This window comes from Halomonas maura, from assembly GCF_030409305.1.
In the GTDB taxonomy this organism is placed as follows: domain Bacteria; phylum Pseudomonadota; class Gammaproteobacteria; order Pseudomonadales; family Halomonadaceae; genus Halomonas; species Halomonas maura.
On the sequence record NZ_JAUFPQ010000012.1, the window covers coordinates 151,413 to 177,908 of the forward strand.

Consider the following 26,496-nt stretch of genomic DNA (forward strand, 5'->3'; position numbering starts at 1 on the left):
CCGTTGATGAAAGCTTCCCTGCGTCAGCGTCTCGATGCCTTTGCCGAGCGCTTCGAGGAGCTCGCCGCCTTGCTGGCCGACCCCGAGGTGATCACCGACCAGGCGCGCTTCCGCGACTATTCCCGCGAGTACGCCGAGCTCGATGCCCTGGTGGAGGCGTGGCGCGAGTACCGGCGCGTGGAGGGCGACATCGAGGCCGCCGAGGCGCTGGTCGACGATGCGGACGCCGAGATGCGCGAGCTGGCCGAGATGGAGCGCGACGAGGGCCGCGAGCGCCGCGCCGCGCTGGAGGAGCGGCTCAAGCAGCTGCTGGTGCCCCGCGACCCGGACGATGCCGGCAACGTCTTCCTGGAGATCCGCGCCGGCACCGGCGGCGACGAGGCGGCCCTGTTCGCCGGCGACCTCTTCCGCATGTACTCGCGCTACGCCGAGCAGCACGGCTGGAAGGTCGAGGTCATCAGTGCCAGCCACGGCGACCAGGGCGGCTACAAGGAAATCATCTCGCGGGTCAAGGGCGAGGGGGTCTACGCCCGGCTCAAGTTCGAGTCCGGCGCCCACCGGGTGCAGCGGGTCCCGGCCACCGAGTCCCAGGGCCGCATCCATACCTCGGCCTGCACCGTGGCGGTGATGCCCGAGGCCGCCGAGGTCGGCGAGGTCGACATCAACCCCGGCGACCTGCGCGTCGACACCTACCGGTCCAGCGGGGCCGGCGGCCAGCACGTCAACACCACCGACTCGGCCATCCGCATCACCCACCTGCCCAGCGGGGTGGTGGTGGAGTGCCAGGAGGAACGCAGCCAGCACAAGAACCGCGCCAAGGCCATGTCGCTGCTCGCCGCCCGCCTCAAGCAGGCGGCCCAGGACAGCCAGCGCCGGCAACAGGCCGACGAGCGGCGCTCGCTGGTGGGCTCGGGCGATCGCAGCGAGCGCATCCGCACCTATAACTTCCCCCAGGGACGGGTCACCGACCACCGCATCAACCTGACCCTCTACAAGCTGGGCGAAGTGGTCGGCGGCGAGCAGCTCGACGAGGTCATCGAGCCGCTGATCCACGAGTATCAGGCCGAGCAGCTGGCCGCCCTCCAGCAGGAGGCCTGATGCGCCTGGACGAGCTGTTGCGTGACGCCAGCCGCCGGCTCGAGGCCGCCGGCTCTCCCAGTGCCCGTCTCGACGCCGAGGTGTTGCTGTGCCACGTGCTGGGGGTCGACCGGACCTGGCTGTATACCTGGGGGGATCGCGACGCCGCAGCCGACGCCGCGGTGCGCTTCGAAGCCCTGGTCGCGGCGCGGGAGGACGGCCGGCCGGTGGCGCATCTCACCGGGGAGCGGGAGTTCTGGGGGCTGTCCCTGGCCACCTCGCCGAGCACGCTGATCCCCCGGCCGGATACCGAGACGCTGGTGGAGGCGGCGCTGGCCCTGGCGCCCGAGGCCTCGGGCCGGCTGCTCGACCTGGGCACCGGCACCGGCGCGGTGGCCCTGGCCTTCGCCTCCGAGCGCCCGGCCTGGACGGTGGTCGGCGTCGACCTGCGCCGCGAGGCGGTGGCCCTGGCCCGGCACAACGCCACGCGCCTGGGGATCGGCAACGCCGATTTCCGGGCCAGCGACTGGTTCGCGGCCCTCACCGGCGAACGCTTCGCGCTGATCGTGGCCAATCCGCCCTACCTGGCCGATGACGACCCCCATCTGAGCCAGGGCGACGTGCGCTTCGAGCCGCGCAGCGCCCTGGTGGCCGCCGACGAGGGCCTCGCCGACCTGTATCACCTGATCGAGGCGTCCCGCCGACACCTCGTCCCGGGGGGCTGGCTGCTGTTGGAACATGGCGCGACCCAGGGGCCGGCGGTGCGCGAGGCGCTGTGCGCCGGCGGCTATGCGGCCGTGACCAGCCGCACCGATCTCGCCGGCCACGAGCGAGTCAGCCTGGGATCTCGTTGAGGCGGGGCTGGAGCCGGACCGGTGGCTGTGTTACACCTGATAACAGTAAAAAACGCCATTGGCCGCCGCCTTTTCGTGAGTGAATACCATCAATCATCCGATTTACGGTGATTTTCAGGCGAAGACTCCGCCGCGGCGGCCGGAGACTCACTGCTTTCCGGCGCGCCAGCCAGGACGACAATGAAAACCAAGACCCGCTCGCTCGACCGTATCGACCTCAAGATCCTGCGTTGCCTGCAGGAGAATGCCCGCATTTCCTACGTGGACCTCGCCTCCCAGGTGGGGCTCTCCACCACGCCCTGTCTGGAGCGCGTCAAGCGCCTGGAGCGCTCCGGGGTGATCCGCGGCTACAAGGCACTGCTCGATCCCCGAGCGCTGCGCGCCAACCTGCTGGTGTTCGTCGAGATCAGTCTGGAGACCCAGTCGCCCTCGGTGTTCGACGAGTTCCGCCGTGCGGTGGCCAAGCTGCCCCAGATCCAGGAATGCCATCTGGTGTCGGGGCAGTTCGACTATATCCTCAAGTGCCGCATCCCCGAGATGTCGGCCTATCGCCAGCTGCTCGGCGACGTGGTCCTGACCCTTCCCGGGGTCAAGGAGTCCAAGAGCTACGTGGTCATGGAAGAGGTCAAGGAGGACTTCACGCTGAATGTCCCGGACATCGAGGAGTTCGACGAGAAGTGAGTCCCTTGATGAACGACGAGGCGCTGTTGCGCTACAGCCGTCAGATCATGCTCGAGCAGATCGACATCGACGGCCAGGAACGCCTGCTGGCCGGCCACGCCCTGGTGGTGGGCGCCGGCGGCCTCGGCTCGCCGGTGGCCCTGTATCTCGCCGCGGCGGGCCTGGGTCGGCTGACCCTGGCCGACGACGATAGGGTGGAGCTGTCCAACCTGCAGCGCCAGATCGCCCACGGCATGGCCGATCTCGGCCGTGCCAAGGCGGAGTCGGCCCGGGAGGCGGCCCTGGCGGTCAACCCGGATTGCGACGTCAGGGCGGTGACCGCGCGTCTCGAGGCCGAGACCCTGGCGGCCGCGGCCGCCGAGGCCGACGTGGTCCTCGACTGTACCGACCGCTTCGAGAGCCGCTATGCCATCAATGCCGCCTGCCGCGAGGCCGGCGTGCCACTGGTCTCCGGGGCGGCCATCCGCTTCTCCGGCCAGCTGGCGGTCTTCGATCCCCGGGATCCCGAGTCACCCTGCTACGCCTGCCTGTATCCGCCGGGGGAGGGCGCCGACGAGGAGCTGCGCTGCGCCGAGAACGGCGTGGTGGCACCGCTGGTCGGACTGATCGGCTGCTTCCAGGCCCTCGAGGCACTCAAGCTGGTCAGCGGGGCCGGCCGGGGGCACCAGGGGCTCTCCACCTTCGACGGCCTCACCGGTCAATGGCGGCATTTCCGCGTGCCGCGGGACCCGGCCTGCCCGGTGTGCGGCGGCTGAGGCCCCGGTTCCTTGCTTCGCGGCACCCTCGCCGTGTCGTCGCCTGCTCGCCCCATCACCGTTGGCCACCATAGGCCGGGGCCCTACTCATAGGTGACCACCAGGAAGGCCAGCAGCTCCTCATCGCTGGCGTTCTCGATGATGTGCTGCAGGTCGGCGTGGTAGTGCGCCGAATCCCCCGTGGCCAGCCGGCACTCGTTGTCGCCGGCGACCACCCGGGCGCTGCCGCGGGTAATGGTCAATAATTCCCGTGTGCCCTCGAAATGCGGGGCGCTGCGCAGGCTGGCATGGGGGGCGATGCGCAACTCGTAGAATTCGACATGCTTCTCGAGATGCAGCGGCGACAGGGTGCGGATACGGCACTCCCGGTCGTCGCGGAACAGGTGGGTGGCGTCGTCGCCGCGCACCACCTCGATGCTGGAGGCCGTCCACGGCTGGTCGACCAGGTCGCCGATGCTCAGGCCGAAGGCCTGGGCGATGCGCAGGGTCACCGCCAGGGTCGGGTTGGCGCGGCCGCGTTCGATCTGGCTGAGCATCGAGCGGCTGACCCCGCAGGCGGAGGCCAGCTGGTCCAGGGTCAGGCCGCGCCGCTTGCGCAGCTCGCTGACGCGAACGCCGAGCAGCTGGCCGCCGTCGTCAGGCGTTGTCGGTTCCTTCATGGCTGCGTGAGTCCTTCCGGGATATCCACTATCTAGGAATAAATTCTTGCATAGTGGATATCATCCACTATGCTGGAATTAATTCCTTCATGGTAAGCATTCAGGCAAGGATTGCCAGGGAGGAAGTTCATTCCCGGCATCGAGGAGGTGAAATGAAGGCACTGGTCAAGCGAGAGGCGGCGCCGGGGCTATGGCTCGAGGACGTGCCCGCACCGGAGGTCGGCATCAACGACGTGCTGGTACGGGTCAAGCGCACGGCCATCTGCGGCACCGACCTGCATATCTACAACTGGGATCACTGGGCGCAGCAGACCATCCCGGTGCCCATGGTCGTCGGCCACGAGTTCGTCGGCGAGATCGTCGAGGTGGGCTCCAACGTCAACGACTTCCATCCCGGCCAGATCGTCTCGGGAGAGGGGCACGTGGTCTGCGGGCGCTGCCGCAACTGCCTGGCGGGTCGCCGCCACCTGTGTGCCCATACCCGGGGAATCGGCGTCAACCGCCCGGGCGCCTTCGCCGAGTACGTGGTCCTGCCCATGTCCAACGTCTGGGAGCACCGCCCCGGCATCGACCTGGACGTGGCGGCGCTGTTCGATCCGCTGGGCAATGCCGTGCACACCGCCCTGCAGTTCGATGTGCTGGGCGAGGACGTGCTGATCACCGGGGCGGGGCCGATCGGCGCCATGGCCGCGGCCGTGTGCCGCCACGCCGGGGCGCGCCATGTGGTGATCACCGATCTCAATCCCCGGCGCCTGGCGCTGGCCGAGACGCTGGGCGCGACGCGCACCGTCAATGTCGCCGAGGAGAGCCTGGCCGAGGTGCAGCGCTCGCTGGGCATGACCGAGGGCTTCGACGTCGGCCTGGAGATGTCCGGCAGCCCCGCGGCCTTCCAGGACCTGCTCGCCAACATGTGCCATGGCGGCCGGGTGGCGATGCTCGGCATCCCCACCGAGGAGCTGGCTATCGACTGGAATACCGTGATCTTCAACATGCTGACGATCAAGGGGGTCTATGGCCGGGAGATGTACGAGACCTGGTACAAGATGTCGGTGCTGGTGGAATCGGGGATGGACATCTCGCCGGTGATCACCCACCGACTGCCCTACAGCGACTTCGAGCAGGGCTTCCAGGCCATGCTGGCCGGGGAGGCCAGCAAGGTGATCCTGAACTGGGACTGAGAGGCTTCTCTGCTCGAGGGAGGTGATGAGCTGTCCCGGCGTCAAGCCTGCGCGAGGGCGCTGTAAACCCCACCATGGGCGCTACTTTTGCCCTGCATCGCTAACGCATCCTGCGTCGCTTGCAGGGCCTGGGCTGACCATCCGTGGCCAGCCCGCTCGGCGGGAAGAACATTCTCTGGACGTTCTTCACTTTCCGCCTCGCCCATGGTCAAAAGACCCGCGCTTCGCCTTGCCCCGGCGCTCATCTGGTCTGGAAACCACACCACCTTAGGGGTGGGCCGACGGAACGAGAAGGACACGACATCATGTACGGCGACTTTCAACGGCATCTGCGCGACGAGCTCGCGGCCATCGACGCGGCCGGCCTGACCAAGCGCGAGCGCGAGCTTTCCACGCCCCAGGGCGCCCATGTGGGCGTTGGGCGGACTGGGGGAGGTCAAGAGCGCGAGGTCCTCAACCTCTGCGCCAACAACTACCTGGGACTCGCCCAGCACCCCGAGGTCAAGGCGGCCGCCATGGCCGGCCTGGAGGAGTGGGGCTACGGGCTGGCCTCGGTGCGCTTCATCTGCGGCACCCAGACCCTGCACAAGACCCTCGAGGCCAGGCTCAGCGAGTTCCTCGGCACCCAGGACACCATCCTCTACCCGTCGTGCTTCGACGCCAACGGCGGCCTCTTCGAGACCCTGCTGGGCCCCGAGGATGCGGTGATCTCCGACGAGCTCAACCACGCGAGCATCATCGACGGGGTGCGGCTGTGCAAGGCCCGGCGCTACCGTTACCGCAACAGCGACATGGCCGACCTGGAGGCCCAGCTGCAGGCCGCCGATGCCGCGGGCGCGCGCTACAAGCTGATCACCACCGACGGCGTCTTCTCCATGGACGGCTATATCGCCCGGCTGGACGAGATCTGCGACCTGGCCGAGCGCTACCAGGCCCTGGTACATGTCGACGACTGCCACGCCACCGGCTTTCTGGGGGAGGGCGGCCGCGGCACCCACGAGTACCGCGGCTGCCTGGACCGGGTGGATATCCTCACCGGCACCCTGGGCAAGGCCCTGGGCGGCGCCAGCGGCGGCTACACCAGCGCCCGCCAGGAGATCGTCGAGCTGCTGCGCCAGCGCTCGCGGCCCTACCTGTTCTCCAACACCGTGGCGCCGCCGGTGGTCGCCGGGGCGCTCAAGGCCCTCGAACTCGCCGGCGAGTCCAGCGAGTTGCGTGACCGACTGAAGGCGAACACCGCCTTCTTCCGCCAGGGGCTCGAGGACCTGGGCTTCGAACTGCTGCCCGGCGAGCACCCCATCGTGCCGGTGATGCTCCACGACGCCGCCCTGGCGGCGCGTTTCGCCGAGGCGATGCTGGCGGAGGGCGTCTACGTGATCGCCTTCTCCTACCCGGTGGTGCCCAAGGACAAGGCGCGCATCCGCACCCAGGTCTCGGCGGCCCTGACCCGCGAGGACCTGGAGGCCGCCCTGGAAGCCTTCGGAAGGGTCAAGCAACGCCTGGGACTGGGCGACAGCGCCTAGCATGGGATCCCCGCGATGATCCTCGGGGCGCCGCCGGTGCGGCGCCCCTCCTGATGCCGCCCCGCCGACCCTCGCCAGGTGGTGAGGCACTCCCTTCCGGGCCGTTTCCCCTTGCATCCGGCCTTGCCGGTGGCTGCCTGGTCGGCCTCGATTCAGCAAAGATAATCAATTGCCTGCGTCGAGCGGTTCGTGGCCGCTCCGGGCCAAGCCGTGTCGGGTTATCGTATATTCAACGTTCGTCGCCGTCCGTGGCAGGGCCGTCCCCGCCCGCGGCGGGGCCGGTATTCAAGGGGTGGTGCGACAGCTTTTTCTTGACGACATGCTCCTGTTGGATTGCATAAGTTCATGATAATAGGTGTTTATCGATTTTTCTTGCCGGGGCAGGTGTTGAATACTTGACATCATGCCGGCAGGTGGTGTCAGACTAGGGGTGAGCGGATCGTGGTCGGAAGCGGGACCCCGTGCAGACGATTCGCGGTCAAAGTATTCAACAACAATAACAGGAAGTGACGTATGCGCAGCTCTTCCATCGACGGCCCGGCCTCCTGGTATCGCGATTCCATCGCCGTCGAGCTCGAGCCCAGCGGCCCCCTGGAAGGCGAGGTCCGCGCCGATGTCTGCGTGATCGGCGGCGGGGTTACCGGCTGTTCGGCCGCCCTGCACCTGGCCGAGCGCGGCTACTCGGTGGTCCTGCTGGAAGCCGGCGAGGTGGGGCACGGGGCCTCCGGCCGCAGCGGCGGCCAGATACTGCCCGGACTCGGCACCGATATCGGCACCGTCGAGCAGGCCCTGGGCCTGACCCGGGCCCGGGAGATCTGGGAGATGAGTCGTGAGGCCGTTCGCCTCACCGCCGAGCTGATCGAGCGCCATGCCATTCCCTGCGAGCTGGCCTGGGGCTACCTGCATGCCGCGGTCAAGCCGCGCCACGTCAGGGAGCTCGAGGCGTTCCGCGAGCACCTGGCCCGGGACTACGGCTATCCGGCCCTGGAGTGGCTGGAGGGTGACGCCCTGCGCCAGCACGTGGTCACCGATGCCTATCCCGCGGCCCTGCGCGATCGGGAGGGCGGCCACCTGCATCCCCTCAACTATACCCTGGGCCTGGCCCGGGCCGCCCAGCGCGCCGGGGTGCGGCTGCATGCCCGCAGCGCCGCCCGGGAGATCCGCCGCGGCACGCCGGCCACCGTGGTCACCGACGGTGGCCGCGTCACCGCGGACTTCCTGGTGCTGGCGACCAACGCCTATCACGGCGGCCTGGTGCCGGAGCTGTCGGGCCGGGTGATGCGCGCCGCCAACTACATGATCGCCACCGCCCCCCTCGGCGCCGACCAGGCGGCCCGGGTACTGCCGCGCAACGATGCCCTGTCGGACGCCAACTTCGTGCTCGACTACTACCGCCTGTCCGCGGATCGCCGCCTCATCTACGGGGGAGAGGTCAGCTACGATGGACGGGAGCCTCCGCGTCTGCAGGCCCGCATGGACGCCAAGATCGCGCGACTCTTCCCGGTGCTCGAGGGAGTGCCCATCGACTACCGCTGGGGTGGCGACGTGGCCATCACCCTGAACCGGGCACCTGACTTCGGCCGCCTGGGCGCGAACCTCTTCTATGCCCAGGGCTACTCCGGCCACGGCATGGCCCTGGCGGGACTGGCCGGCAAGCTGCTGGCCGAGGCCATCGCCGGCCAGAGCGAGCGCTTCGACGCCTTCGCCGCCATGCCGCATCGCCAGTTTCCCGGTGGCCGCGCCCTGCGCAAGCCACTGTTGGTGCTGGCCACCCATTTCTACAAACTGCGTGACCGGCTCTGAGAGCCGATACCGCCGACAACCGAAGAGGGCCCCCCATGAGCGAGACCATCACGGCGGATGTCGCCGACCAGCCGGGTGCGACCCCGGCCACCGCGGAGCGGCAACAGGAGGCCGCCACCCGCAAGGCGTCATCGATCGAGATGCAGGGACTGCACAAGCGGTTCGGGCGCGACACCGTGGCGCTCGATGGGGTCGACCTGGAGATCCAGGCCGGCGAGTTCTTCACCCTGCTGGGGCCGTCCGGCTGCGGCAAGACCACCCTGCTGCGCATCCTCGCCGGCCTCGAGGAGCCCGATGCCGGCTCGCTGGTGGTGGGTGGCAAGACGGTCACCGAGGTGCCGCCGCACCGTCGCAGCGTCAATACCGTCTTTCAGTCCTACGCGCTCTTCCCGCACCTCTCGGTGCGCGAGAACCTGGCCTTCGGCCTGAAGATGCGGGGCCTCCCGGCGGCGAAGCGCAACGCCAAGGTCGACGAGATCGCCGGCTTCATCAAGCTCGGTGATCTCGTCGAGCGGCGCGTCGACCAGCTCTCCGGCGGCCAGCGCCAGCGCATCGCCCTGGCCCGGGCCCTGGTCTGCGAGCCCGACGTGCTGCTCCTCGACGAGCCGCTGTCGGCGCTGGATGCCGGCCTGCGCAGCCAGCTTCAGGTCGAGCTGCTGCGGGTGCAGAAGCGCCTCGGCATGACCTTCGTCTTCGTCACCCATGACCAGCAGGAGGCGATGGTCATGTCCGACCGCATCGCCGTGCTCAACGGCGGCAACATCCAGCAGGTCGGCGCACCGCGGGAAGTCTACGAGCGGCCGGTCAACGCCTTCGTCGCCCGCTTCATGGGCCACGACAACCTCTACCCGGTCAGCGCCCGCCATGGCGACCGGCTGTCCACGGCGCTGGGCGAGCTGACCGCCGAGGAAGGCGGCGAGGGCGAGTTGCTGCTGATCCGCCCCGAGACCCTGGACCTGTTGCCGGGCGCGGTGGAGGGCGCCAACCACCTCCAGGCGGTCGTGGCCGAGCGCCTCTATCGCGGCAGCCACGCCGAGTTCCGCCTGGAGATCGGCGAGACCACCCTGCAGGCCACGGTGAACAACCGCGGCCGGCACCTGCCCGACGTGGGCGACCGGGTCACGGTGGTGGTGGCGCCGGAAGACCTGGTCACCCTGGGCGAGTGAGGAGGCGGACATGTCCTATACCGGCGTAACGCCTACCGCGCGCAGTCGTGCCATGGTCCGTGAGGCCCGGCACCTGCTGTTCACCGTGGCCCCCGGGGCGTCCTGGATCATCGTCTTCCTGGTCCTGCCCAGCGCCTACCTGATGGGCGTGGCCTTCATGAGCAACGGCCCCTACGGGCTGCCGGAGATGCCGCTGTCGCTGGAGTCGTTCAAGCGGCTGGCCGGCTTCGGCTTCCTGGGCTGGAGCCCGGGCAACCTCTACACCCTGCTCCGCTCGCTGTGGCAGACCCTGATCTCCACCGGGCTGGTGGTGCTGGTGGCCTATCCGATCGCCTACTACATCACCACCTGTCGCGAGAAGTGGCGGCCGATCATGCTGCTGCTGGTGGTGGTGCCCTCCTGGACCAACCAGGTCATCCGCACCTTCGGCTGGATGAACCTGCTGGCCCCGGGCACGCCGCTGTCCGGCCTCGCCGAGAGCCTGGGCCTGATCGCCCCCAACATGGGGCTCTATCCCTCCAACTTCGCGGTCACCCTGGGGCTGGTCTACAACTTCCTGCCGTTCATGGTGCTGCCGCTCTACGCGGCCTTCGAGAAGCTCGATACCGCCCAGGTGGAGGCCGCCCAGGACCTCTATGCCTCGCCGGTGCGGGCCTTCTGGCACGCGGTCTTCCCCCAGACCCTGCCGGGGCTGCTGGCGGGCATCGTGCTGGTGGCGATCCCGGCCTTCGGCATGTACGTGATCCCGGAGCTGCTCGGCGGCGGCAAGGGCATGATGCTCGGCAACCTGGTGGCCACGCAGTTCTCCGGCGGCGCCAACTGGCCGCTGGGCGCGGCCGGCGCGATCCTGATGCTGATCGCCACCTTCGTGGGGCTGTTCGCCATGCGTCGCATCGGCAAGCGCCTGGGTGGCGGCGAGGAGGTGGTGATATGAGAAAGCGGACCCTGCAACGCGGCCTGACCGGCTTCTGGTGGCTGACCGTGGCCTTCCTCTACCTGCCGCTGGCGGTGGTGGTGCTGTTCTCCTTCAACGCCTCCAACAGCGCGGCCAGCTTCTCCGGCTTCTCGTGGCGCTGGTACCACCGGCTGCTGGGCAACGAGGAGATCCTCTCGGCCTTCGCCAACAGCATGGTACTGGCCATCACCTCCTCGGTGATCGCGCTGGCCATCGGCTGCCTGATCGGCTACGGCATGTACCGGCACCGGCATCGCAAGCTCGGCTGGCTGATCGTGCTGATCTACCTGCCGATCGTGCTCCCCGACATCGTCTTCGGCATCTCCGAGATGGCCTTCTTCGTGCAGATCCATGACTGGACCGGCCTGCTCCAGCCGGGGCTCGGCACCATGATCATCGCCCACGTGACCTTCCAGATCCCCTTCGTCGCGCTGATCGTCTACTCGCGCTTCGTGGGCCTGGACCCGACGCTGTTCGAGGCCGCCAAGGACCTCTATGCGACGCCGCTCAAGCGGGTGGTGCACTTCATGCTGCCGACCATCAAGCCCGCGTTGATTTCCGCCTTCTTCCTCTCCTTTACCCTGTCCATCGATGACTTCGTCATCAGCTTCTTCACCTCGGGACCGGAGAGCGCGACCCTGCCGATCTACATCTGGGGCGCCATCAAGAAGGGGGTCTCGCCGGAGATCAACGCCATCGCCGCGCTGATGATCGGCGCCGTGGCCGTCGCCGCCACCATCAGTCTTGCATTCAGTCGCCGCCGGCTGACCTGACCGGCACCACCATCCCCAAGGGAATCGAGGAGAGCATCATGAAAATCAACAAGATCGCACTGGCTCTGTCGCTGGGCGGGCTGGCCCTGGCCGGCCAGGCCCAGGCCGAGGAGGGCAAGCTCTACCTGTTCAACTGGACCGAGTACATGGACCCCGCGATCATCGAGGCCTTCGAGGACAAGTACGATGTCGAGGTGGTGCAGAACTACTTCAATTCGCTGCCCGAGATGTTCGCCAAGCTCAACGCCGGGGGCGTCTCCCAGTACGACATCATCGTGCCGTCCAACTACTACATCCCGCGGCTGATCGAGACCGGCCTGGTCCAGCCGCTGGACAAGGCCAGGCTCGACAACCTCGGCAATGTCATGGAGCAGTTCCAGGACCCGAGCTACGATCCCGGCGGCCAGTACAGCGCCCCCTACCAGTGGGGCACCACCGGCATCATCTACAACGCCGAGACCTTCCCCGACGCGCCCAAGAGCTGGTCGCTGCTGTTCGACCCGGAGGTCAACCCGCAGCATCCCTTCGCGCTGATGGGCGATGGCCAGGTGACCATGGGCGGCGCCTGCGCCTTCCTTGGCAACGGCTACGACTGCAGCGACATGGACGCCTGGAAGGAGGCCGCCCGGCTGCTGATCGAGACCAAGAACCGCGACACCTTCAGCGGCTTCTCCGACGGCACCCCGGCGCTGCAGCAGCTGGCCCGCGGAGTGACCCACGCCGGCCTCTCCTACAACGGCGACTTCCTCTACTTCAAGGAGGAGAACCCGGACTCCTTCGCCAACCTGGAGTTCATGATCCCCGACGAGGGGGCCGAGAAGTGGGTGGACGCCATGATGATCCCCGCCCAGGCGCCTAATCCCGAGCTGGCCCACAAGTTCATCGACTTCATCCTGGATGCCGAGATCGGCGCCCAGCTCTCCAACTACAACTACTACGCCAGTCCCAATGCCGCGGCCGTGCCGCATCTCGACGAGGTGCTGACCCAGCCGCCGGTGCAGCCCAGTGAAGCCGACATGGAGCGTCTGCGCTTCACCCCCAGCCTGGAAGGCCAGCAGCTGCAGACCTTCCAGCAGCTGTGGGCCGAGGTCCAGGCGCGGTGAGACAAAGGGCCCCGGCCATCGCCGGGGCCCCACCCCAGAGCGAAGGAATATCCCATGAGTAACCGCCAGGAGCAGCCGCTCTTCAATGACTGGTTCCAGACCCGCGGCATCACCGAGGTCGAGTGCCTGGTCACCGACCTCACCGGCATCCTCAAGGGCAAGATCATGCCCGCGAGCAAGTACCTGGGCGGGGGGCGTCCCCGGCTGCCGGACTCGATCTTCATCCAGACCGTCACCGGGGGCTATCCCGACGACGAGGACATCCACTTCTGGAACCCCGCCGAGCGCGACATGGAGCTGGTCCCGGATCCCAATGCCATCTACCTGGTGCCCTGGGCGGAGGATCCCACCGCCCAGATCATCCACGACTGCCACTACCTGACCGGCGAGCCGGTCGAGCTGGCCCCGCGCCACGTGCTCAAGCGGGTGCTGGCGCTCTACGAGGCGCGCGGCTGGAAGCCGGTGGTGGCCCCCGAGGTCGAGTTCTTCCTGGTCAAGACCAACACCGACTCGGACTATCCCCTGGAGCCGCCGATCGGCCGCACCGGCCGCCAGGAGAGCAGCCGGCAGTCGTTCTCCATCGACGCGGTCAACGAGTTCGACCCGCTGTTCGAGGAGATGTACGACTACTGCGAGGCCATGAACCTGGACCTGGATACCCTGATCCACGAGGAGGGGGCCGGCCAGATGGAGGTCAACTTCCAGCATGGCGACCCGCTCACGCTGGCCGACCAGGTGGTGATGTTCAAGCGCACCCTGCGCGAGACGGCGCTGCGCCACGGCATGTACGCCACCTTCATGGCCAAGCCGATGGCGGGCGAGCCGGGCAGCTCGATGCATCTTCACCAGAGCCTGCTGGACGTGGAGAGCGGGCGCAACGTCTTCGCCGGCGAGGACGGCACGCCGAGCAAGCTCTTCCACCACTTCATCGGTGGCCTGCAGCGCTACCTGCCGGCCGCCATGCCGCTGCTGGCGCCCAACGTCAACTCCTATCGGCGCCTGATGCGCAGCGAGACCAGCGGCTCGGCGCCGATCAACGTCGAGTGGGGCACCGACAACCGCACCGTGGGCCTGCGGGTGCCGGTCTCGTCCGCCGAGGCGACCCGCGTCGAGAACCGCCTGGCCGGCGCAGACGCCAACCCCTACCTGGTGATGGCGGCCTCGCTCGCCTGCGGCTACCTGGGCATGCTCGGCCAGCTCGAGCCGCGCCCGCCGATGGTCGGTTCGGCCTGGTCGAGCGGCAACAAGCTGCCCGACGATATCGGCCCGGCGCTGGACCTGCTGCACGACTGCAAGCCGCTGGGCGACATCCTCGGCGAGCGCTTCACCAACAGCTACCTGGCCGTCAAGCGCGCCGAGCACCGCGAGTACTTCCAGGTGATCAGCTCCTGGGAGCGCGAGCACCTGCTGCTCCGGGTCTAGGCTTCCAGGTGATCAGCTCCCGGGAGCGCGAGCAGCTGCTGCTCCGGGTCTAGGCTTCCCGGTGATCTGCTCCCGGGAGCGCGAGCAGCTGCTGCTCCGGGTCTAGGCTTCCCGGTGATCGGCTCCCGGGAGCGCGAGCACCTGCTCCGGTTCTCGGACTCATCCCTCGTGCGCGCCAAGGGCGCCGGCCATGCCGGCGCCCTTTTGCGTATGGGCTGTCAATCGCATGGAAAGAAAAGCATGGCTGAAGTCTTGGATATTCCGGTGGTTTGGCCGTATCATGGGGTTCGTGTGTTGAATAAAATAACCATCAAGGAGGCCTCATGAGCGTCCCGAACGAGTCGGAGCACGTCGCATCCTGGTACGCCGCCACCGCCAATCCGACCCCCGAGCGGCCCGCCCTGGAGGGCGAGGTGAGCTGCGACATCTGCGTGGTGGGGGCCGGCTTCACCGGCATCTCCGCGGCCCTGCACCTGGCCGAGCAGGGCCACCGGGTGGTGGTGCTGGAGGCGGCCCGGGTGGGCTTCGGGGCCTCCGGGCGCAACGGCGGCCAGATCGTCAACAGCTACAGCCGCGACATGGACGTCATCGAGGCCAAGTACGGCGCCGACACGGCCCGCGCGCTGGGCGACATGGCCTTCGAGGGCAATCGCATCATCCGCGAGCGCATCGAGCGCTACGCCATCGACTGCGACCTGCGCGACGGCAACCTGTTTGCCGCCTGCAACGCCCGGCAGATGCAGGGGCTGGTCGAGCACCAGGCGCTCTGGGAGCGCTACGGCCACCGCGAGCTCGAGCTGCTGGAGGGCGAGGCGGTCAAGCGCGAGGTGACCTCCGACCGCTACGTGGGCGCGCTGGTGGACCACTCCGGCGGCCACCTCCATCCGCTCAACCTGGTGCTGGGCCAGGCCGCGGCGCTCGAGTCCCTGGGGGGCGTGATCTTTGAGCGCACACCGGTGACGGCCGTCGCGCACGGCCAGCCGGTGCGCCTCGCCACGCCCCGCGGCGAGGTACGGGCCGAGCGAGTGGTGATGGCCGGCAACGCCTACCACCAGGGCATCATGCCGGCGCTGGAAGGCAAGTCCATGCCCTGCGGCACCCAGATCATCACCACCGAGCCGCTGGGCGAGGACCGCGCCCGCGCACTGCTGCCCAACAACCTCGCCGTCGAGGACTGCAACTACCTGCTGGACTACTTCCGGCTGACCGCCGACCACCGCCTGATCTATGGCGGCGGCGTCAACTACGGCGGCCAGGACCCCGCCGACATCGAGGCGGTCATCCGGCCCAAGATGGAGAAGACCTTCCCGGGCCTCGCGGAGGTGCGGGTCGACTACGCCTGGAGCGGCACCTTCCTGATGACGCTCAATCGGCTGCCGCAGTTCGGGGTGCTCAACGACAACGTCTACTACGCCCAGGGCTATTCCGGCCACGGCGTGACCTGCACCCACCTGGCCGGGCGCCTGATCGCCGAGGCCATGACCGGCCGCGAGGACCGCTTCGACGCCTTCGCCGGCCTGCCGCACCTGCCGTTCCCGGGCGGGCGGATGCTGCGGGTGCCGCTCTCGGCCATGGGCGCCTGGTACTACGCGACCCGCGACCGCCTGGGCATCTAGTCGCTCATTACTGCTTCCCCACCGGGATGGGCGCCGGACTAGCCCATCCATGGTCGTTCAAGGAACACTGGATCCACGTTTCGTTAACTTTTGGGTCGCAGGTTCTCGGGATCAAAGAGCGGCTGGTAGCCCACCGCCGCGATGCGCAGCGGGTAGCGTTCGCCGAAGTACTCCATGAATACCCGGTCGCCTTCCCGGGCGACCTCCGCCGGCAGATAGCCCAGGGCGATCGTCTTGCCCAGCGAGGGGCCGAAGGCGAAGCTGGTCACGTAGGAGCGCCGGCCCAGGGCATCCACCAGCACCTCGCCGCTCTCCGGGTCGAGGATCGGCGCATGGCCCACCGGATAGCGGGGCAGGCCGCGGGGGTCGTGGTGGTCCTCCAGGGTCAGGGTGCAGAGGTAGGCCGGCTGGCGCTCACGGTCGCGCTGCTCGAGGTAGGCCGCCTTGCCGTGGAAGTCCTCGGCCTTGACCCTGGGTCGGGCGAGGCCGGCCTCGTAGAGGTTGTACTCGGTGAGCAGGTCGGCGTTCTGCAGCCGCAGGCTCTTCTCCAGGCGCCGGCTGTTGGCGTAGGTCTCGATCCCCACCGGTGTGACGCCCTGCGCGAAGAGCAGGTCCCACAGCGCCAGGCCATAGCTGAAGGGCACGTAGAGCTCCCAGCCCTGCTCGCCTACGTAGGAGATGCGGAAGGCCCACACCGGCAGGCCGCGCAGGCGGATCTCGCGGGCCGTGGCGAAGGGGAAGGCCTCCGCGTCGAGCGCGCCGGGGTCATCGGCCACCCGTTGCAGGGTCTGGCGCGCATTGGGTCCCCAGACGCCCAGGGTGGCCAGGCCGTCGGTGCGGTCTTCCAGGCGCCAGCGGGTCAGGCCGCGGTCCTCGGCCAGGCGGGTGATCCACACCCGGTCGCGGGGGCCGGTGTCGCCGCCGCAGATCACCCGGAAGGCGTCGGCCGCCAGGCGCACGATGGTCAGGTCGGAGTGCACGCCGCCGACGTCGTCGAGGAAGTGGGTATAGATCCCCTTGCCGGCGGGCGTCTCGCCGCCGACCTTGGCCACCGACAGGTACTCCAGCAGGGCCTCGGCATCGGGCCCGAGCAGGTCGTAGATGGCGAAGTGGGACAGGTTGATCATGCCCACGTCGTCGCTCATCGCCAGGTGTTCGGCGTTGGAGACTCGCCAGAAGTGTCGCGCGTCCCACTCGGCCGGGCGCTCCGGCACGCGGTCGCCGTAGCGTTCCAGCAGGTGGTCGTTGGCGGCATAGCCGTGGGCGCGCTCCCAGCCCGCCGTCTCCATGAAGTGACCGCCGAGCTCCACCTCGCGAGGCCAGAAGGGGCCGCGGCGCAGGTTGCGGCCGGTTTCGAAGGGCTCACGGGGATGCACCGCCGGGTCGTAGATCTTGCGGGCGATCTCCCCGCAGCGGCCGTAGACGTAGTCCGGGGTCGTCTGCACCGGGTAGAAGCGGGCGATGTCGATGCCGTGGGGGTCGAGTTCCGTCCGCCCGGTGGTCAGCCAGTCGGCCAGCACCTTGCCCATGCCCGGGCCGTCCTTGACCCATACCGCCTCGCAGAGCCACAGGCCGCGGGTCTCCGGCGACTCGCCGACCAGCGCCCCGCCGTCCACGGTGACCGAGAGCAGGCCGTTGAAGGAGTGCTTCTCGTCCCAGCCCAGCTCGCCGAGCAGCGGGGTGAGCTCGATGGCTCGCTCGAAGGCGGTCATGACCTGGTCGAGTTCGAGGTCACGCATGGAGGGCGAGAGCCGCGCCTGATGGCGCTCCAGGATCTCGGTGGGGCGCACCAGCCTGGGGGTGGTGGTCTCGTAGTAGCCCCATTCGATCTGGCCGCCCTCGGTGGTGACGGGGTCGCCCGTGTCGCGCAGGTAGGCCGAGTTGCCCTGGTCGCGCAGCAGCGGGTAGCCGATCTCCTTGCCGGTGCCGGCAAAGGCGTCGAAGGGGCCGAAGAACAGCAGCGGGTGCTCGACGGGCATCAGCGGCAGGGCGGCGCCACCCAGCGCCGCCGGGATCGGGCCCCAGATGCCGCTGGTGACGATGACCACCGAGGTGGCGATGTAGCCCTTGGGGGTCTCGACCCCGCAGACCCGGCCGTCGCGCACATCGATGTCCAGTGCCGGGGTGTCGGCGAAGGTGGTGAGCCTGCCGGAGGCCTTCGCCTGCTCGATCAGCTCGCCGGCGACCTGCTGGGAGCGTGGCACCACCAGGCCGGCGTCCGGGTCCCAGAGGGCGCCCTGGATGCACGTCTTGTCCAGCAGCGGGAAGCGTTCGGCGGCCTCGTCCGGGCCGATCAGCCGGGCCCGGGTGCCGAAGGCCTTGCCCGAGTCGACCTTGCGGGCGAGTTCCGCCATGCGCGCGTCGTCGCCGACCCGGGCCACCTCCAGGCCGCCGATCCGCGCATAGTGTCCCCGGCGTTCATAGAAATGCCGGCTGTAGGTGGTGGTGTAGCACGACAGCTTGTCGTGGGCGGTCATGTAACAGAAGTCCGAGGCGTGAGCCGTGGACCCGATGTCCGAGGGGATGGCGGACTTGTCGAGCCCCACCAGGTTGTCCCAGCCCAGCTCGATCAGATGGTGGGCCACCGACGCCCCGACGATGCCGCCCTGGCCGATGATCACCGCGTCCGCCTGCTTGGGGAGTGTCGCCATGCTCATTCTCCTTCGCTCACCCGCCCGGAAAGTGTGGCTCCTCTGTCAACGTAATGCACCTCGCCGGCCTGGGCTGCTCGACGGCGACGCCGGCATGCGCCGTGGCGACAGGGGGCGGCGCCGAGGTCGCCCGTGACGCGACATCGCGGGGCGAGGTAGTCCGTAAGATGCGCCGTTCCCCCGGCCGGTGTCGCTCTCCGCCGACGACGGGGCAGTAATTAAGGAACATCGACCAGCGCGCCATCGCTGGCGCGGCGAGGCGGTATGCTGTCCATCATGGGCGGCGCAGGAGGCGTCGTCCCGCTCTCGTCGCTCGCCGGCATCACGCCTCTCGCGGAGCCGAGGTCGAGCCATAGGAGGAGGTGACAACAAATGAGCAAGTCGATCGTGGTGGGTAGTACCCTGGCCGTGCTGGGGCTGGGAGGCATGGCCTTCGGTGCCTGGCAGATCCAGGAAAGCCGTCAGCCGCAGTTCGCCGATATCACCGGCGTGGAGCCCCAGACCCGCACCGTGGAGACGCCGCGGGAAGTCTGCGAGGACGTGGTGGTGCAGCGTCAGGCGCCGACCCGCGACCCGCATCGCGTGGTCGGCACCGCCGCCGGCGCCATCGTCGGTGGCCTGCTGGGCAATCAGATCGGCGGTGGCAGCGGCAAGAAGATCGCCACCGTGGCGGGGGCGGTCGGCGGCGGCCTGGCCGGTCGCGAGGTGCAGAAGCGCATCGAGTCCGGCCAGACGGTTGCCGATACCCAGCGCCAGTGCCACACCGTGACCGATTCCCACCAGGAAACCACCGGTTACGAAGTCAGCTGGCGCTATGACGGCCAGGAACATACCACCCAGCTGGATCACCGCCCCGAGGGCGAGACGGTGCGTGTCGTGAACGGCGAGCCGCAGTGGGCAGAGCCCCGCAGCCAGGGCTGATCCACACCGCGGCGTTCACGGACACCGCGTGCAGGAAACAGCAGGGCCGCCCCTGACGGGGCGGCCCTGCTGCGTTCTGCCTGCTCTGACGAGCGGCGCGTCAGGCGTCAGCCGGCCTTCGGGGCCTGACGTTCGCCCAGCCGCGCCACGGCCTGGCGAGCCAGGGGCTCCAGGCCGCCGGCGTCCGGCTCGTCGAGACAGGCGACGATGCGCTGTTTCATGGCCCTGGCCCAGAACTTCTCCAGGTGGGTACAGACGCCTTCCACGGCCTCGGCTTCCGCGCGGCCGCCGCTCAGGTTGGTGGCAATCTGGTTGACCATATGCACCAGGGTCTCGCCTTGATCGTGCGACATGCTCTCTTCCTCAACAACCGTAGGCCCGCGTCGACGGGGCGTCGACGGGGCGGTGATAGACCAGGTGGCGGCCGGGGCGGGCGAAGCCGACCAGCAGCAGGCCGGCCTCGCGGGCCTGCTCCACCGCCAGGGCGGTGGCCGCCGAGACGGCCACCAGGGCGCCGATGCCGGCGCTGGCGCTCTTGTGGACCATCTCGTAGCTGGCGCGACTCGAGACCAGGGCGAAGCCGTCGGCCTCGGGGCCACCCTGCCGCGACAGGGCGCCGATCAGCTTGTCCAGGGCGTTGTGGCGGCCCACGTCCTCGCGCACCAGCCGGATGCGCCCGAGCCCGTCGCACCAGGCCGCGCCATGCGTGGCCCCGGTGGCCGCCTGCAGCGCCTGGTGATCGGCCAGTCCGGCCAGGGCGCGCTGGATGGTGGCATCGGCCAGGGCCGGTGCCTGCACCGCCGGAATCGGCCGGATCGCCTGATCCAGCGCCTCGGTGCCGCACAGACCGCAGCCGGTGCGCCCGGCCAGGTTACGCCGGCGGGCCTTGAGTTCCGCCAGCCGCCGGCTGGCGATCGTCAGGTGCACGGCCAGGCCCCGCGCTTCCTCGTGGATCGTCAGGTCATAGCACTCGTGAGGGTGCGCGAGGATGCCCTCGGAGAGGCTGAAGCCCAGCGCGAAGTCCTCGAGCGCCTCGGGCGTGGCCATCATCACCGCATGGGAGATGCCGTTGTAGACCAACGCCACCGGCACCTCCCGGGCCAGGGCATCCTCGATCTCCTCGGCGTACCAGCCCGTCGCGCCACGCCGGACTTCGACGGACTGGCGGCGGATCCCCGGGGCATCCTCGCGACCGCTCAAGGGACGCTCACCCGATCCGTTCCCCGGGCCGAGGCCAGATAGTCCCGCTGTACCCGGTCGAAGTCGTCGAAGCGCCGCTGCCACTCCGAGGGTCGGCTGACCTTCTCCACCTGCACGGCGGTGACCTTGTACTCGGGGCAGTTGGTGGCCCAGTCGGAGCTGTCGGTAGTGATCACGTTGGCGCCACTGCCCGGATGGTGGAAGGTGGTGTAGACCACCCCCGGCTGCATGCGCTCGCTGAGCCTTGCGCGCAGTACCGTCTGGCCGGCGCGGCTGGTGATGCCCAGCCAGTCGCCGTCGCGGATGCCGCGCACCTCGGCGTCGGAGGGATGCAGCTCGAGCACGTCCTCGTCGTGCCACACCTGGTTGTCGGTGCGCCGGGTCTGGGCGCCGACGTTGTACTGGGACAGGATGCGGCCGGTGGTCAGCAGCAGCGGGAAGCGCCGGGTGCTGCGCTCCTCGGTGGCCACGTACTCGGTGATGGCGAAGCGCCCGCGGCCGATGGGGAAGTCGACCTCGTGCAGGGTCGGCGTGCCCAGCGGCTGCTCGGCGTGACAGGGCCACTGCAGGCTGCCGTGCTCGTCGAGCCGTTCGTAGCTGACGCCGGCGAAGCTCGGGGTGAGCCGGGCGATCTCGTCCATGATCTCGGACGGATGGCCGTAGTCCATGGGGTAGCCCAGGGCGCGGGCCAGATCGACGGTGACCTCCCAGTCGGCCTTGCCGGCCAGCGGCGGCATCACCTTGCGCACGCGGTTGATGCGCCGCTCGGCGTTGGTGAAGGTGCCGTCCTTCTCCAGGAAGCTCGAGCCCGGCAGCAGCACATGGGCGAACTTGGCGGTCTCGTTGAGGAAGATGTCCTGGACGATCAGGCAGTCCAGCGAGGACAGCGCCGCTTCCACGTGGTGGGTATTGGGATCGGACTGGGCGATGTCCTCGCCCTGGACATAGAGTGCCTTGAAGCTGCCCTCGATGGCGGCGTCGAACATGTTGGGGATGCGCAGCCCCGGCTCGTCGTCGAGCGTGACGCCCCAGGCGGCCTCGAAGCGGCCGCGGGCCGCAGCGTCGGCGACGTGCTGGTAGCCCGGCAGCTCATGGGGGAAGGAGCCCATGTCGCAGGAGCCCTGCACGTTGTTCTGGCCGCGCAGCGGGTTCACGCCCACGCCTTCGCGACCGATGTTGCCGGTGGCCAGCGCCAGGTTGGCGATGCCCATCACCATGGTCGAGCCCTGGCTGTGCTCGGTGACGCCCAGGCCGTAGTAGATGGCGCCGTTGCCGGCGGTGGCATAGGTGCGCGCGGCGCGGCGGACCGCCTCGGCGGCCACGCCGGTGGTCGCCTCGCTGGCCTCGGGGGAGTGGCGCTCTTCCGCGATGAAGTCGCGCCAGGCGCGGTAGGCCTCGGTGTCACAGCGCTCGGCGATGAACGCCTGGTCCTCGAGGCCCTCGGTGATCACCACGTGGGCCAGGGCGTTGACCAGCGCCACGTTGGTGCCCGGGCGCAGCGGCAGGTGCTGGGCGTCCTCGAGGTGGGGCGTCTTGAGCAGGTCGATGCGCCGCGGGTCGGCGACGATCAGCGACGCCCCCTGGCGCAGCCGCTTGCGCATCAGCGAGCCGAACACCGGGTGGGCGTCGGTGGGGTTGGCGCCGATCACGATGATGGCGTCGGCCTGCATCACCGAGTCGAAGGTCTGGGTGCCGGCGGACTCGCCGAGGGTGGTCTTGAGCCCGTAGCCGGTGGGCGAGTGGCAGACCCGCGCGCAGGTGTCGGTGTTGTTGTTGCCGAAGGCCGCGCGGATCAGTTTCTGCACCAGGTAGGTCTCCTCGTTGGTGCAGCGCGAGGAGGTGATGCCGCCGATGCTCTCGCGGCCGTGCTCGGCCTGGATCGCCTGGAGGCGCTGGGCGGCGAAGGCGATGGCCTCCTCCCAGTCGACCTCGCGCCAGGGCTGGTCGATGGCATCGCGGATCATCGGCGTGGTGATGCGATCCGGGTGGGTCGCGTAGCCGAAGGCGAAGCGCCCCTTGACGCAGGAGTGGCCGTGGTTGGCGTCACCGCCCTTGTAGGGCACCATGCGCACCAACTGGTCGCCCTTCATCTGGGCCTCGAAGGAGCAGCCCACGCCGCAGTAGGCACAGGTGGTGATCACGCTGTGCTCGGGCTGGCCGGCGTCGATGACGCTCTTCTCCATCAGCGTCGAGGTCGGGCAGGCCTGGACGCAGGCGCCGCAGGACACGCACTCGGAGTCCATGAAGGCCTCGTCCTGGCCGGCCGCCACCGTCGAGTCGAATCCCCGGCCGTCGATGGTCAGCGCGAAGGTGCCCTGCACCTCCTCGCAGGCGCGCACGCAGCGCGAGCAGACGATGCACTTGCTGGGATCGAAGCTGAAGTAGGGGTTGGAGTGATCCTGCTCGGCGGCCAGGTGGTTCTCGCCCTCGAAGCCGTAGCGCACCTCGCGCAGGCCCACCGCGCCGGCCATGTCCTGCAGCTCGCAGTCGCCGTTGGCCGGGCAGGTCAGGCAGTCCAACGGGTGGTCGGAGATGTAGAGCTCCATGATGTTGCGGCGCAGCCGGGCCAGGCGCTCGTTCTGGGTGGTGACCTTCATGCCCTCGGCGACCGGGGTGGTGCAGGCCGCCGGGGTGCCGCGCCGGCCCTCGACCTGGACGGCGCACAGCCGGCAGGAGCCGAAGGCCTCCAGGCTGTCGGTGGCGCACAGCTTGGGAATGTTGATGTCGGCCAGGGCCGCGGCGCGCAGCACCGAGGTGCCCTCGGGCACGGTGATCTCGACGCCGTCGATCTCGACGCTCACCGGGGCCGCATCGGCGGCGGGTGCCGGGGTGCCCAGGTCCTTGGAAAGCGCCTTGTCGAGCTGGCTGGGGTCGAAGTGCTGAATCATGAGCGGTCTCCTTCCGGCGCACGCTGGAAGTCGTCGGGGAAGTGTTTCAGGGCGCTCTGCACCGGGAAGGGCGTCATGCCGCCCATGGCGCACAGCGAGCCGTCCTCCATGGTCTCGCAGAGCTCGCCGAGCAGTTCGAGGTTGGCCTCGCGATTGTCGCCGGCACGGATGCGGTCGATGACCTCCACGCCGCGGGTCGAGCCGATGCGGCAGGGGGTGCACTTGCCGCAGGACTCTTCCTTGCAGAACTCCATCGAGAAGCGCGCCTGCTCGGCCATGTCGACGCTGTCGTCGAACATCACCACGCCGCCGTGGCCGACGCCCGCGCCGACCTCGGCGAAGGTCTCGTAGTCCAGCGGCAGGTCCCACTGGCTCTCGGGCAGGTAGGCGCACAGCGGGCCGCCGACCTGCACGGCGCGCAGCGGGCGACCGCTGGCGGTGCCGCCGCCGAAGTCTTCCATCAGCGTGCGCAGGGTGGTGCCGAAGGCCAGCTCGATCAGCCCGCCGCGCTTGACGTTGCCGGCCAGCTGCAGCGCCAGGGTGCCGCGGGAGCGGCCCATGCCGTGATCGGCGTAGGCCCCGGCCCCCTCGGCGAGGATGAAGGGCACGGCGGCCAGCGACAGCACGTTGTTGACCACGGTGGGCCGACCGAACAGCCCCTCGATGGCCGGCAGCGGCGGCTTGAAGCGGACCAGGCCGCGCTTGCCCTCGAGGCTCTCCAGCAGCGAGGTCTCCTCGCCGCAGATGTAGGCGCCGGCGCCCAGGCGCACTTCCAGGTGGAAGGCGCGGCCGCTGCCCTGGAGGTCGTCGCCCAGATAGCCGGCGGCCTCGGCGCGCGCGATGGCGTCGTCGAGGATCTGCTTGGCCAGCGGGTACTCGGAGCGCAGGTAGATGTAGCCCTGGGTGGCGTTGACGGCGAGGCCGGCGATGGCCATGCCCTCGATCAGCACGTAGGGGTCGCACTCCATCACCAGGCGGTCGGCGAAGGTGCCGGAGTCGCCCTCGTCGGCGTTGCAGACGATGTACTTCTGGTCCGCCGGGGCGTCGAGCACCGTCTGCCACTTGATGCCGGTGGGGAAGGCCGCACCGCCGCGACCGCGCAGGCCGGAGGCCTTGACCTCCTCGACGATGTCCTGGGGCGCGCGGGCGAGCGCCGCCTCGAGGCCGCGGAAACCCTCGTGGGCCCGGTAGTCGTCGATCGACAGCGGGTCGGTGACGCCGATACGGGCGAAGGTCAGACGCTGCTGACGTTCCAGGTAGGGAATCGCCTCGGTCGGCCCCTGGGCCAGCGGGTGAGCATCGCGCCCCTCGAGCAGGCCGTCGTCGAGCAGCGCCGGCACGTCGGCGGGCGTCACCGGGCCGTAGGCGACTCGGCCGGCGGGGGTCTCGACCTCGACCAGCGGCTCGAGCCAGGCCAGGCCGCGGGAGCCGTTGCGCACCAGGGTCAGCTCGAGGCCGCGGCTGTCGGCCTCGCGCCGGAGGCGGTCGGCCACGGCGTCGGCGCCCAGCGAGAGGGCGGTGGTATCGCGGGGAACGAAGACGCGAACGCTCATCCGATCACCTCCAGGGGCTGGGTGCGGAGTTCATCGACCAGGGCGTCGAAGGCGTCGGGCGTGACTCGGCCCCGCACCGCGTCGTCGACGCGGATCGAGGGGCCGCAGGCGCAGTTGCCCAGGCAGTAGACCGCCTCCAGGGTGATCTCGCGGTCGGCCGTGGTCTGGTGGTAGTCGACGCCGAGGCTGGCCTTGGCGTGGGCCTCCAGGGTGCGGCCACCCACCGCCTGGCAGGCCTCGGCGCGGCAGACTTGCACCAGGTGGCGCCCCGGCGGCGAGGTCCGGAAATGGTGATAGAAGCTGATCACCCCGTGCACCTCGGCACGGGTCTGGCCCAGCGACTCGGCGATGATCGACACCGCTCCCTCGGGAACGAAGCCGACGCGATCCTGGATCGCATGCAGGATCGGCAGCAGGGCGCCGGGCTTGTGCTTCAGGGCGTCGATCTCGGCCTGGATCGCCTGGGGCGTCCACTCACGGGAATCGCTCATCGAGTCCCCCTGGTTGTTGTGGTACTGGCTGAATATGCACGCCAGTTCATATTTTAGCTGGAGCGTGCGTCACGGTAGCGGTAACGCTAGCATTGGTGTGTCCAAGGCAAAATATGAAACTTTGTTCACATGAAGCGAATCCGGATCACCCCCGCCTGGTACTTCAGCGACGAGGCCGGCAACCAGCTCGATCCCAAGCTCTTCGCGCTGCTCGAGGCGGTGCATCGGCATGGCAAGTTGACCCGGGCCGCCGAGACCGTCGGCGTCTCCTACCGCCACGCCTGGAACCTGCTCAACAAGTGGGGGGAGTTCTTCGGCATACCCCTGGTCGAGCTCGAGCGAGGCAAGGGCGCGCGGCTGTCGGCCCTGGGCGAGAAGCTGCTGTGGGCCGAGCAGCGGGTGATCGCCCGCCTGGGTCCGCAGCTCGAGAGCCTGGGCTCGGAGCTCAACCTGGCCATCCAGCAGACCCTGGAGGGCGTCAAGCCGGTACTGCGGCTGCATGCCAGCCATGGCTATGCCGTCGAGCAACTGCCGGCACATCTCGACGGGCTGCGCCTCGACCTGCAGTACTGCAGTCCCCGCGAGGCGCTGGCCGCGCTTCAGCGGGGCGCCTGCGACCTGGCCGGCTTCCACCTGCCCCATGGCGAGGTCGGCCGTCGGGTGAGCCGGGGGTACCGGGATCTGCTCAAGCCGCGCAGCTATCGGGTGGTGCGGTTCATCACCCGCCGTCAGGGGCTGATGGTGGCGCCGGGCAATCCGCTGGGCATCGGGGGGCTCGCCGACCTGGCCAAGGGTGGGACCCGCTTCATCAATCGCCAGGCGGCCTCGGGCACCCGGGCGCTACTGGACGGACTGCTCGAGGAAGCCGAGCTGCCGGCGCGAGGGGTCCGCGGCTACGAGCTCGAGGAGTACACCCACTCGGCGGTGGCGGCCTACGTCGCCGCCGGCATGGCGGATGCGGGCTTCGGCGTCGAGGCGGCGGCACGGCGCTTCGGTCTCGGGTTCGTGCCGCTGGCGCTGGAGGACTACCTGCTGGTCTGTCATCGACGCAGCCTGGCCGAGCCCAAGCTCCGGCGACTGCTCGAGGTGCTGGGCGGCGCGGCCTTCCAGGACGCGGTGGCAGCGCTGCCGGGCTATACGCCGGATCGCTGCGGCGAGGTGGAGGGGGTGGAGGCGCTGCTGCCCGACTGACAGAAAAAACGCGGCGCCGGGGCGCCGCGAAGCGGG

The 26,496-nt window shown here is 69.2% G+C and carries 22 protein-coding genes; 15 read left to right on the forward strand and 7 right to left on the reverse strand.

Features of this window, described 5'->3' with window-relative positions; genetic code table 11:
* Positions 1–6: 6 nt before the first annotated feature.
* The 4 genes from prfA (at position 7) to QWY76_RS06160 (ending at position 3,367) form a co-directional block, all read left to right on the forward strand.
* A complete protein-coding gene (prfA, locus tag QWY76_RS06145; protein WP_290310227.1) occupies positions 7–1,098 on the forward strand; it encodes a peptide chain release factor 1 in 1,092 nt (363 codons plus the stop codon).
* A complete protein-coding gene (gene prmC / locus QWY76_RS06150) occupies positions 1,098–1,931 on the forward strand; it encodes a peptide chain release factor N(5)-glutamine methyltransferase (protein WP_290310228.1) in 834 nt (277 codons plus the stop codon). The genes prfA and prmC overlap by 1 nt, the downstream gene beginning before the upstream one ends.
* A gap of 180 nt (positions 1,932–2,111) precedes the next feature.
* Positions 2,112–2,612: an Lrp/AsnC ligand binding domain-containing protein gene (locus tag QWY76_RS06155; RefSeq protein ID WP_290310229.1), complete on the forward strand. Its 501-nt coding sequence runs from the start codon at positions 2,112–2,114 to the stop codon at positions 2,610–2,612.
* 8 nt (positions 2,613–2,620) lie between these two features.
* Positions 2,621–3,367: a HesA/MoeB/ThiF family protein gene (locus tag QWY76_RS06160; protein ID WP_290310366.1), complete on the forward strand. Its 747-nt coding sequence runs from the start codon at positions 2,621–2,623 to the stop codon at positions 3,365–3,367.
* Between the two features lie 83 nt (positions 3,368–3,450).
* Here the strand turns inward: QWY76_RS06160 and QWY76_RS06165 are convergent, their stop codons facing one another.
* Positions 3,451–4,026: a helix-turn-helix domain-containing protein gene (locus tag QWY76_RS06165; protein ID WP_290310230.1), complete on the reverse strand. Its 576-nt coding sequence runs from the start codon at positions 4,024–4,026 to the stop codon at positions 3,451–3,453.
* Between the two features lie 152 nt (positions 4,027–4,178).
* Between QWY76_RS06165 and tdh the strand changes: the two genes are divergently transcribed.
* The 9 genes from tdh to QWY76_RS06210 all read left to right on the forward strand — a co-directional run bounded on the left by tdh (position 4,179) and on the right by QWY76_RS06210 (position 15,565).
* Positions 4,179–5,204: an L-threonine 3-dehydrogenase gene (gene tdh, locus QWY76_RS06170; RefSeq protein WP_290310231.1), complete on the forward strand. Its 1,026-nt coding sequence runs from the start codon at positions 4,179–4,181 to the stop codon at positions 5,202–5,204.
* A gap of 305 nt (positions 5,205–5,509) precedes the next feature.
* Positions 5,510–6,727, forward strand: coding sequence for a glycine C-acetyltransferase (gene kbl / locus QWY76_RS06175; RefSeq protein ID WP_290310232.1), 1,218 nt, complete (start codon positions 5,510–5,512; stop codon positions 6,725–6,727).
* A 513-nt stretch (positions 6,728–7,240) separates the two neighbouring features.
* Positions 7,241–8,530, forward strand: a complete 1,290-nt coding sequence (locus QWY76_RS06180) for an NAD(P)/FAD-dependent oxidoreductase (protein WP_290310233.1) — start codon at positions 7,241–7,243, stop codon at positions 8,528–8,530.
* Between the two features lie 35 nt (positions 8,531–8,565).
* Positions 8,566–9,696 carry an ABC transporter ATP-binding protein gene (locus QWY76_RS06185; protein ID WP_290310234.1) on the forward strand — a complete coding sequence of 377 codons (1,131 nt, stop codon included), beginning with the start codon at positions 8,566–8,568 and terminating at the stop codon, positions 9,694–9,696.
* A gap of 10 nt (positions 9,697–9,706) precedes the next feature.
* A complete protein-coding gene (locus QWY76_RS06190; RefSeq protein WP_290310235.1) occupies positions 9,707–10,630 on the forward strand; it encodes an ABC transporter permease in 924 nt (307 codons plus the stop codon).
* Positions 10,627–11,424 carry an ABC transporter permease gene (locus QWY76_RS06195; RefSeq protein WP_290310236.1) on the forward strand — a complete coding sequence of 266 codons (798 nt, stop codon included), beginning with the start codon at positions 10,627–10,629 and terminating at the stop codon, positions 11,422–11,424. Before QWY76_RS06190 ends, QWY76_RS06195 begins: the two co-directional genes overlap by 4 nt.
* Positions 11,425–11,462: 38 nt before the next feature.
* Positions 11,463–12,527, forward strand: coding sequence for an ABC transporter substrate-binding protein (locus tag QWY76_RS06200; RefSeq protein ID WP_290310237.1), 1,065 nt, complete (start codon positions 11,463–11,465; stop codon positions 12,525–12,527).
* 54 nt (positions 12,528–12,581) lie between these two features.
* Positions 12,582–13,949 (forward strand): glutamine synthetase family protein, encoded by a 1,368-nt coding sequence (locus QWY76_RS06205; protein WP_290310238.1) that lies wholly within the window; start codon positions 12,582–12,584, stop codon positions 13,947–13,949.
* 323 nt (positions 13,950–14,272) lie between these two features.
* Positions 14,273–15,565: an NAD(P)/FAD-dependent oxidoreductase gene (locus QWY76_RS06210; protein ID WP_290310239.1), complete on the forward strand. Its 1,293-nt coding sequence runs from the start codon at positions 14,273–14,275 to the stop codon at positions 15,563–15,565.
* Positions 15,566–15,648: 83 nt separating this feature from the next.
* Here QWY76_RS06210 and QWY76_RS06215 read toward each other — a convergent pair whose 3' ends face one another.
* On the reverse strand, positions 15,649–18,216 hold the full coding sequence (locus QWY76_RS06215) for a GcvT family protein (RefSeq protein WP_290310240.1): 2,568 nt from the start codon (positions 18,214–18,216) through the stop codon (positions 15,649–15,651).
* A 372-nt stretch (positions 18,217–18,588) separates the two neighbouring features.
* Here QWY76_RS06215 and QWY76_RS06220 point away from each other — a divergent pair, with 372 nt between their 5' ends.
* Positions 18,589–19,137 (forward strand): glycine zipper 2TM domain-containing protein, encoded by a 549-nt coding sequence (locus tag QWY76_RS06220; RefSeq protein WP_290310241.1) that lies wholly within the window; start codon positions 18,589–18,591, stop codon positions 19,135–19,137.
* Positions 19,138–19,244: 107 nt separating this feature from the next.
* Here the strand turns inward: QWY76_RS06220 and QWY76_RS06225 are convergent, their stop codons facing one another.
* The 5 genes from QWY76_RS06225 to QWY76_RS06245 are packed head-to-tail and all read right to left on the reverse strand — an operon-like array spanning position 19,245 to position 25,269.
* The gene (locus tag QWY76_RS06225; protein ID WP_290310242.1) at positions 19,245–19,490 is read right to left on the reverse strand and encodes a formate dehydrogenase subunit delta; all 246 of its coding nucleotides are present in this window, start codon (positions 19,488–19,490) and stop codon (positions 19,245–19,247) included.
* A 10-nt stretch (positions 19,491–19,500) separates the two neighbouring features.
* Complete coding sequence (gene fdhD / locus QWY76_RS06230; protein WP_290310243.1) at positions 19,501–20,337, reverse strand: formate dehydrogenase accessory sulfurtransferase FdhD; 837 nt, start codon at positions 20,335–20,337, stop codon at positions 19,501–19,503.
* Positions 20,334–23,225, reverse strand: coding sequence for a formate dehydrogenase subunit alpha (gene fdhF / locus QWY76_RS06235; RefSeq protein WP_290310244.1), 2,892 nt, complete (start codon positions 23,223–23,225; stop codon positions 20,334–20,336). Before fdhF ends, fdhD begins: the two co-directional genes overlap by 4 nt.
* A complete protein-coding gene (locus tag QWY76_RS06240; RefSeq protein ID WP_290310245.1) occupies positions 23,222–24,778 on the reverse strand; it encodes a formate dehydrogenase beta subunit in 1,557 nt (518 codons plus the stop codon). Before QWY76_RS06240 ends, fdhF begins: the two co-directional genes overlap by 4 nt.
* Complete coding sequence (locus QWY76_RS06245; RefSeq protein ID WP_290310246.1) at positions 24,775–25,269, reverse strand: formate dehydrogenase subunit gamma; 495 nt, start codon at positions 25,267–25,269, stop codon at positions 24,775–24,777. The genes QWY76_RS06240 and QWY76_RS06245 overlap by 4 nt, the downstream gene beginning before the upstream one ends.
* A gap of 129 nt (positions 25,270–25,398) precedes the next feature.
* Between QWY76_RS06245 and QWY76_RS06250 the strand changes: the two genes are divergently transcribed.
* Positions 25,399–26,460 carry a substrate-binding domain-containing protein gene (locus QWY76_RS06250; RefSeq protein ID WP_290310247.1) on the forward strand — a complete coding sequence of 354 codons (1,062 nt, stop codon included), beginning with the start codon at positions 25,399–25,401 and terminating at the stop codon, positions 26,458–26,460.
* Positions 26,461–26,496: the final 36 nt, after the last annotated feature.

Coding starts and splice junctions, on each gene's coding strand:
- QWY76_RS06200 (WP_290310237.1), top strand. CDS start 11,463: ATGAAAATCAACAAGATCGCACTGGCTCTGTCGCTGGGCGGGCTGGCC.
- QWY76_RS06195 (WP_290310236.1), top strand. CDS start 10,627: ATGAGAAAGCGGACCCTGCAACGCGGCCTGACCGGCTTCTGGTGGCTG.
- prmC (WP_290310228.1), top strand. CDS start 1,098: ATGCGCCTGGACGAGCTGTTGCGTGACGCCAGCCGCCGGCTCGAGGCC.
- prfA (WP_290310227.1), top strand. CDS start 7: ATGAAAGCTTCCCTGCGTCAGCGTCTCGATGCCTTTGCCGAGCGCTTC.
- kbl (WP_290310232.1), top strand. CDS start 5,510: ATGTACGGCGACTTTCAACGGCATCTGCGCGACGAGCTCGCGGCCATC.
- QWY76_RS06245 (WP_290310246.1), bottom strand. CDS start 25,269: ATGAGCGATTCCCGTGAGTGGACGCCCCAGGCGATCCAGGCCGAGATC.
- QWY76_RS06180 (WP_290310233.1), top strand. CDS start 7,241: ATGCGCAGCTCTTCCATCGACGGCCCGGCCTCCTGGTATCGCGATTCC.
- QWY76_RS06215 (WP_290310240.1), bottom strand. CDS start 18,216: ATGGCGACACTCCCCAAGCAGGCGGACGCGGTGATCATCGGCCAGGGC.
- fdhF (WP_290310244.1), bottom strand. CDS start 23,225: ATGATTCAGCACTTCGACCCCAGCCAGCTCGACAAGGCGCTTTCCAAG.
- QWY76_RS06220 (WP_290310241.1), top strand. CDS start 18,589: ATGAGCAAGTCGATCGTGGTGGGTAGTACCCTGGCCGTGCTGGGGCTG.
- QWY76_RS06225 (WP_290310242.1), bottom strand. CDS start 19,490: ATGTCGCACGATCAAGGCGAGACCCTGGTGCATATGGTCAACCAGATT.
- QWY76_RS06205 (WP_290310238.1), top strand. CDS start 12,582: ATGAGTAACCGCCAGGAGCAGCCGCTCTTCAATGACTGGTTCCAGACC.
- QWY76_RS06155 (WP_290310229.1), top strand. CDS start 2,112: ATGAAAACCAAGACCCGCTCGCTCGACCGTATCGACCTCAAGATCCTG.
- QWY76_RS06165 (WP_290310230.1), bottom strand. CDS start 4,026: ATGAAGGAACCGACAACGCCTGACGACGGCGGCCAGCTGCTCGGCGTT.
- QWY76_RS06185 (WP_290310234.1), top strand. CDS start 8,566: ATGAGCGAGACCATCACGGCGGATGTCGCCGACCAGCCGGGTGCGACC.
- QWY76_RS06250 (WP_290310247.1), top strand. CDS start 25,399: ATGAAGCGAATCCGGATCACCCCCGCCTGGTACTTCAGCGACGAGGCC.
- tdh (WP_290310231.1), top strand. CDS start 4,179: ATGAAGGCACTGGTCAAGCGAGAGGCGGCGCCGGGGCTATGGCTCGAG.
- QWY76_RS06240 (WP_290310245.1), bottom strand. CDS start 24,778: ATGAGCGTTCGCGTCTTCGTTCCCCGCGATACCACCGCCCTCTCGCTG.
- QWY76_RS06160 (WP_290310366.1), top strand. CDS start 2,621: ATGAACGACGAGGCGCTGTTGCGCTACAGCCGTCAGATCATGCTCGAG.
- QWY76_RS06210 (WP_290310239.1), top strand. CDS start 14,273: ATGAGCGTCCCGAACGAGTCGGAGCACGTCGCATCCTGGTACGCCGCC.
- QWY76_RS06190 (WP_290310235.1), top strand. CDS start 9,707: ATGTCCTATACCGGCGTAACGCCTACCGCGCGCAGTCGTGCCATGGTC.